The 4,983-nt window shown below is 49.6% G+C and carries 5 protein-coding genes; 1 reads left to right on the top strand and 4 read right to left on the bottom strand.

From position 1 onward, the window contains the following. The 4 genes from AC1DUO_RS23270 to serC all read right to left on the bottom strand — a co-directional run. Positions 1–667 (bottom strand): S1 RNA-binding domain-containing protein (locus AC1DUO_RS23270; protein ID WP_477988965.1); only part of this gene is annotated, 667 nt, incomplete at its 3' end. 156 nt (positions 668–823) lie between these two features. Then, on the bottom strand, positions 824–1,522 hold the full coding sequence (cmk, locus tag AC1DUO_RS23265; RefSeq protein WP_153375073.1) for a (d)CMP kinase: 699 nt from the start codon (positions 1,520–1,522) through the stop codon (positions 824–826). 196 nt (positions 1,523–1,718) lie between these two features. Next, positions 1,719–3,002, bottom strand: coding sequence for a 3-phosphoshikimate 1-carboxyvinyltransferase (gene aroA, locus AC1DUO_RS23260; protein ID WP_477988963.1), 1,284 nt, complete (start codon positions 3,000–3,002; stop codon positions 1,719–1,721). Between the two features lie 104 nt (positions 3,003–3,106). Beyond that, complete coding sequence (serC, locus tag AC1DUO_RS23255; RefSeq protein WP_477988961.1) at positions 3,107–4,192, bottom strand: 3-phosphoserine/phosphohydroxythreonine transaminase; 1,086 nt, start codon at positions 4,190–4,192, stop codon at positions 3,107–3,109. 325 nt (positions 4,193–4,517) lie between these two features. Between serC and AC1DUO_RS23250 the strand changes: the two genes are divergently transcribed. Then, positions 4,518–4,983: YcaO-like family protein (locus tag AC1DUO_RS23250; RefSeq protein WP_477988959.1), on the top strand; the 466-nt coding region annotated here is incomplete at its 3' end.

Here is a 4,983-nt window from a genome sequence, read left to right as displayed (position 1 = left end):
TGTCAGTGATGTGCAGCAGGCCGTCAACACCGCCCAGATCAACGAATGCACCGTAGTCAGTGAGGTTCTTAACGATACCTTTAACTTCCATGCCTTCCTGCAGGTTTTCCAGCAGTTGATCGCGCTCTGCGCTGTTCTCAGACTCAATTACTGCACGACGGGAAACAACAACGTTGTTGCGTTTCTGGTCCAGTTTGATGACTTTGAACTCAAGATCTTTGCCTTCGAGATGCAGCGTGTCGCGAACAGGACGAACGTCTACCAGTGAGCCTGGCAGGAACGCACGAATACCGTTCAGCTCAACAGTGAAACCGCCTTTAACTTTACCGTTGATAACACCGGTAACAGTTGCAGATTCTTCGTAAGCTTTTTCCAGCGTGATCCAAGCTTCATGACGTTTAGCTTTTTCACGGGACAGCAGAGTTTCACCGAAGCCGTCTTCAACAGCGTCCAGCGCAACATCAACTTCGTCGCCAACCTGGATTTCCAGTTCGCCCTGTGCGTTTTTGAATTGTTCTGCCGGGATTGCAGACTCAGATTTCAGACCGGCGTCAACCAGTACGATATCTTTGTCGATAGACACAACAACACCACGAACGATGGAACCAGGACGGGTTTCGATTGTTTTTAAGGATTCTTCAAAGAGTTGAGCAAAAGATTCAGTCATGTTGATAATCTTTAGGTTCTTAAGTTTAACGTCCATCTGGCTTCCTGCTGGATGGGGTTGTTTCAAATGCCCCGCTACAGATCCTTGCGGCGAGGTTAAAAAAAACTATAGCCAAAACTGGCACTGAATATTCTTCAGCACCAGAGTGAGGCTCGATTACCGGGTTTGTTTTTGCGGCAATCCTAGAATTTCTGTGGCATAAGCCAGTGCTTTTTCGATGACTTCGTCGATGGACATGCTGGTTGAATCCAGCAACAACGCATCGGAAGCAGCCACTAGAGGCGCGACGGGCCTGTTACGATCACGGTCATCGCGCTCTTTGATCTCGGCTAAAAGCCGTTCAAAGTTAACACTAAAGCCTTTTTCCTGCAACTGTAGCATTCTTCTGTTTGCACGTTCTTCCGAACTGGCATCCAGAAATATCTTCACCGGTGCATCAGGGAAAACCACCGTCCCCATGTCACGACCATCGGCAATCAGGCCCGGTGCATCACGGAATGCGCGCTGCCGGCGCAATAATGCTTCACGAACGCGGGGAAATGCCGCCGCCTGAGACGCAGTATTGCCTACCGTTTCGGTGCGGATTTCATGGGTAACATCCTCACCTTCTAAAATAACGTGCAACTGCCCATCCTGAGCCACAAAACGAACGTCGAGATGTGCGGCAAGCGGAACTAGCGCCTCTTCTGAGACAATATCAACCTGGTGATGCAAAGCCGCCAGCGCCAAAACGCGGTAAATCGCGCCGGAATCCAACAGATGCCAGTTAAAGGCTTCGGCCAACGCTTTACACAACGTACCTTTACCTGCACCACTTGGCCCATCAACGGTGATTACCGGGACTAAAGCCGTCATTTTTGTCTCCTTTCGGTGGGGTATGCCCGCTTCATTAGCCTCACAGGACTAATTCAGGAGCGGCATTATACGCTGCCTTCACTGCAACTGTTACCCCACATTTTTCAGTTGGCTAAAAAGCGGACGGTTCTGAGCCTGAAAACAAAAAAACGGACATCAGGGATGTCCGTTCATACACGGGCAACCAAGTGAAAAACTATGCCAGTGTGCTGATTGCCGCCAGACGGTCAAAATAGTCCGGGAACGTTTTTGCGGTACACTTCGGATCAAGAATGGTCACCGGCGTATCGGATAACGCCACCAGCGAGAAACACATCGCCATGCGGTGATCATTATAGGTGCCAATCTCGRCAAATTTCAGCGATTGAGGCGGATCAATACGAATGTAATCTTCGCCCTCTTCCACTGTTGCGCCGACTTTACGCAGCTCAGTCGCCATCGCCGTCAGGCGATCGGTCTCTTTAACACGCCAGTTGTAAATATTACGCAACGTTGTCGGGCCTTCAGCAAACAAGGCAGCGGTAGCAATGGTCATTGCTGCATCAGGAATATGGTTCATGTCCATGTCAATGCCGTTCAGTTCACCGCGGGTACATTCGATATAATCATCAGCCCAGTGAATAGTAGCACCCATTTTTTCCAGCACGTCTGCAAAACGAATATCACCCTGCATGCTGTTTTTGCCGATTCCGGTCACACGAACCGTACCGCCCTTGATCGCCGCAGCGGCCAGGAAATAGGATGCTGAAGAGGCATCACCTTCGACCAGATATGCCCCCGGAGACACATAATGCTGACGTCCTTTGATGCTAAATCTCTGGTACTTGTGGTTTTCCACTTCAATACCAAAGGTTTTCATCAGGTTCAGCGTGATATCGATATAAGGTTTGGAAACCAGATCACCTTTAATCTGAATGGTTGTATCGTTATCTGCCAGCGGAGCTGTCATCAATAACGCTGTCAGAAACTGGCTGGAAACACTGCCATCAACACTGACGTCACCGCCACTAAATCCACCACGCAGGCGCAAAGGCGGATAGTTTTCCTGCTCCAGATAATCAATCTGCGCACCGCCCTGACGAAGCGCATCAACCAGATGCCCGATCGGGCGCTCTTTCATGCGCGGCTCTCCGGTCAGTACAACATCCTGTTCGCCCAGGCATAATGCTGCCGCCAGCGGACGCATTGCGGTTCCGGCATTCCCAAGAAACAGTTCCAGACCTTTAGCATTGGAAAAAGCCGCGCCCAGACCATCGATTTCACACTCGGTGCGGGATGCAGATAAACGATGCGTGACACCCAGTTGAGTGAGTGCTGTCAACATATGACGCACATCATCGCTGTCGAGCAGGTTAGTCAGGCGGGTAGTACCCTGTGCAAAAGCAGCCAGTAAAAGTGCGCGGTTAGAAACACTTTTTGAGCCAGGTAAATTGATGCTGCCGTTAACCAGCGCAACGGGTTGTAATGTCAGGGATTCCACTCTTTCTCCAATTCTTCTTTTCATAAAATGACCCCGGACATTGCGCCGGGGTCATTTTTAAGGCTTCTCAATGAAGCATTCTGCGAGCCTGAAAGCCAGCACACTTAACCGTGACGTTTTTCGAACTCCGCCATAAAGTCGGTCAGGGCTTTTACGCCTTCAATCGGCATTGCATTATAAATAGATGCGCGCATACCGCCAGCCACACGGTGGCCTTTTAGTGCATGCAGACCGGCTTCCTGTGCCTGATCAAGGAACAGTTTATCCAGCGAGGCATCTGCCATCTGGAAAGGAACGTTCATCCACGAACGGTTGGCCGCCACCACAGGGTTACGATAGAAGCCGGTGCGATCGATTGCGCCATACAAAAGTTCGGCTTTTGCACGATTGCGCTTTTCCATTTCGCGCAGACCGCCCTGCTCTTTCAGCCACTTGAATACCATACCTGACAGATACCATGCAAAGGTCGGCGGGGTATTGAACATAGAGTCGTTCTCAGCCAGCACGGTATAATCGAGGATAGAAGGCAATTCAGTGCGCGCTTTGCCCAGCAGATCATCACGAACGATAACCAGGGTCAGACCCGCAGGACCGATATTTTTCTGCGCGCCAGCATAAATCACCCCAAAACGGCTGACGTCAATCGGGCGGGAAAGAATGCAGGATGAATAATCTGCTACCACGATTTTGTCGCCAAAATCAGGCATTWCATCAATAGCGATACCATCGATAGTTTCATTCGGGCAATAATGAACGTAGGCAGAATCTGCACTCAGTTTCCATTCGCTCATCGGCAGAATGCCACGCTTACCATCAATCGTAGTGGTGACATCAATCACGTTTGGCGTGCAATATTTCTGGGCTTCTTTAACTGCGCTGTGTGCCCAATAGCCACCATCAATATAATCAGCGGAGGATTTTTCACCCAAAAGGTTCATTGGCACAGCGGCAAATTGCGCACGGGCGCCACCATGGCAGAACAGCACTTTATAGTTCGAGGGAATATTGAGCAGGTCACGGATATCCTTTTCGGATTCTTCAGCAACCTGGATAAATTCCTTACTACGGTGACTGATTTCCATCACCGATGTACCCAGTCCGTGCCAGTTACAAAGTTCCTGTTCCGCACGACGCAATACTTCAGCCGGGATCATTGCCGGACCTGCACTAAAATTATAAACCTGAGTCATTTCCCCTCACCACTTCTCTGAGACAGTCACATAGTAGTCACTAATTTAACGGTTTTATCATCCGAGACAAGCAATCTGCAACGGTTATTGATGACGACCTGATAAACAGCGATGAGATGTTGATCACAAGGTTCATTCCTCCTTTTAACTCTGATTTTTCGGAATAATATGTGTAAGCGCCGTCAAGTTTCACACGGTATAACAGCGCGTTCAAACTCAAGCCTTTGACTTCACACAGCGATTACATTCTTAACACGAATACATGGAGCTAATGTGCAAAACCCCGTATCATTGCACGTTTTTAGCACGCTCAAAAGTGAACTCAATGACCCAAACTTTTATTCCTGGTAAAGACGCGGCGCTGGAAGACTCCATTTCCCGCTTCCAACAAAAACTCGCCGATCTCGGCTTTAATATCGAAGAAGCTTCGTGGCTGAATCCGGTTCCCCACGTCTGGTCAGTGCACATTCGCGATCGCGACTGCCCGCTGTGCTTCACCAACGGTAAAGGCGCCAGCAAGAAAGCCGCACTGGCTTCTGCTTTGGGTGAATATTTTGAGCGCCTGTCAACTAACTATTTCTTCGCTGATTTCTATCTGGGCAAACAAATCGCTGATGGTGATTTCGTTCATTATCCGAATGAGAAGTGGTTCCCGCTTCCGGAAGACGATAGTCTGCCCGCCGGGATCCTGGATGAACGCCTGCACGCATTTTATGATGCCGATAAAGAACTGGTTGCCCGTGATCTGATCGACCTGCAATCAGGCAATCCTGATCGTGGTATCTGCGCTC

This window comes from Rahnella sp. P4_A8, from assembly GCF_056402435.1.
The sequence above is the reverse complement of the archived record's forward strand: the minus strand, read 5'-3'. Positions and strand labels throughout refer to the sequence as shown.

What these genes read in the sequence shown, in the direction of transcription:
- cmk (WP_153375073.1), bottom strand. Translation starts at nt 1,522, where the DNA reads ATGACGGCTTTAGTCCCGGTAATCACCGTTGATGGGCCAAGTGGTGCA.